Source organism: Angustibacter peucedani (genome assembly GCF_054779595.1).
Map to the genome: position 1 here is coordinate 1 of NZ_BAAGXY010000121.1, position 1,140 is coordinate 1,140.

The following is a 1,140-nucleotide window of genomic DNA, read 5'->3' on the forward strand; positions in this document are numbered from 1 at the left end:
GCCGCTTCATCTTTCATATCATGTCAGCTCTGGCTGAAATGGAGAGGGAGTTGATAGTGGAGCGCACTCGGGCTGGGTTGGCCGCAGCCCGTGAGAAAGGGCGAATCGGTGGGAGGCGGCCAAAATTGACACCTGAGCAATGGGCTCAGGCTGGCAGGTTGATCGCAAACGGAGTGGATCGGAAGCAGGTGGCGATCATTTACGATGTGGCCGTTTGTACTCTATATAAAAAATTCCCAGTAAATAAAGACGTTACACGAACTTCAACACATTAAAATTCATCCGGGTTATTCGATGTGCTTATGCCAATTTTGATCAGGCTCAATACTATCAAGCCAAGAGCAACAACTACGGTACTTGCGATTATAAACGTTGCCATGTTGAACCTTTTTTATGAACTTTTCATTTAGACAATACGGAACTGCAAACGTTCAGAACAAAAAATTCTTAGTATGAGAGCAGGATGTTTGATGTTTCGGACAGCCATATGTAAAAATGAGCTACGGTTGCTGGGCACTGTTCGGTAATTCGAATATTGAATGTTACAACCATGAAGATTCTGTTTGTACATAAGCTTCATGTAACAAGAGGATCTACTGAAAGGAATGATGAGAGATGTGTGGGGGCTTACCGTAGTTGAATTTATTGCTATCAAGCGGAATCTTGAGAATATTTCTGATACATGGTCAGATCTCTGGGCAATGTTGTATCTGAGTCAGGCTAAGCCCGGACAGCTTCTTGGGGCAAAGTTTGATGATGTGAGCCATGATATTCTTGTTCTTTCAGCCACAAAAGGACTGAGGGAAAGATGCATTGCTCTTAAGCCAGGAGTTAAAAGAATTCTCCACTCCCGCAGGGAGAAGTATCCTGAAGATGTGTTTTTGTTTCAGAGCCATTCACATCGTACCAAGACAACTCCAAGACCGGTAACGTTAGTTGCATTTAATGCGGCACTGAAAAGGGCATCTATTGGAGTGACCGCAAAAACAGTGAGTAGTAAAAGTGCTTATTATTTAACGCCACTAAGATGAAGTGCCGTTCAATATCGGAAAAGTACGATGGGTAGTGGTGCATGTCTGCGTAGTTGAAGGTATGCACGAAGCGAACACGGGCTTTGCTAATCATTCACCAGCCACATAT

At 43.8% G+C, this 1,140-nt stretch carries 3 protein-coding genes; 2 read left to right on the plus strand and 1 reads right to left on the minus strand.

The window, feature by feature from the left end; translation table 11 throughout:
* The coding region (locus tag ACYVJ4_RS16940; protein WP_460461267.1) for a helix-turn-helix domain-containing protein at positions 1 to 275 on the plus strand (275 nt) is incomplete at its 5' end.
* On the opposite strand, the gene ACYVJ4_RS16945 is transcribed toward ACYVJ4_RS16940, so the two are convergent.
* Entirely contained in the window at positions 272 to 379 is a 108-nt protein-coding gene (locus tag ACYVJ4_RS16945) for a YnaM/YnfT family protein (protein ID WP_350223618.1), read from the minus strand. The genes ACYVJ4_RS16940 and ACYVJ4_RS16945 overlap by 4 nt on opposite strands.
* Before the next feature lie 226 nt (positions 380 to 605).
* Here ACYVJ4_RS16945 and ACYVJ4_RS16950 point away from each other — a divergent pair, with 226 nt between their 5' ends.
* On the plus strand, positions 606 to 1,031 hold the full coding sequence (locus ACYVJ4_RS16950) for a site-specific integrase (RefSeq protein WP_123906383.1): 426 nt from the start codon (positions 606 to 608) through the stop codon (positions 1,029 to 1,031).
* Positions 1,032 to 1,140: the final 109 nt, after the last annotated feature.

Coding starts and splice junctions, on each gene's coding strand:
- ACYVJ4_RS16950 (WP_123906383.1), top strand. CDS start 606: ATGATGAGAGATGTGTGGGGGCTTACCGTAGTTGAATTTATTGCTATC.
- ACYVJ4_RS16945 (WP_350223618.1), bottom strand. CDS start 379: ATGGCAACGTTTATAATCGCAAGTACCGTAGTTGTTGCTCTTGGCTTG.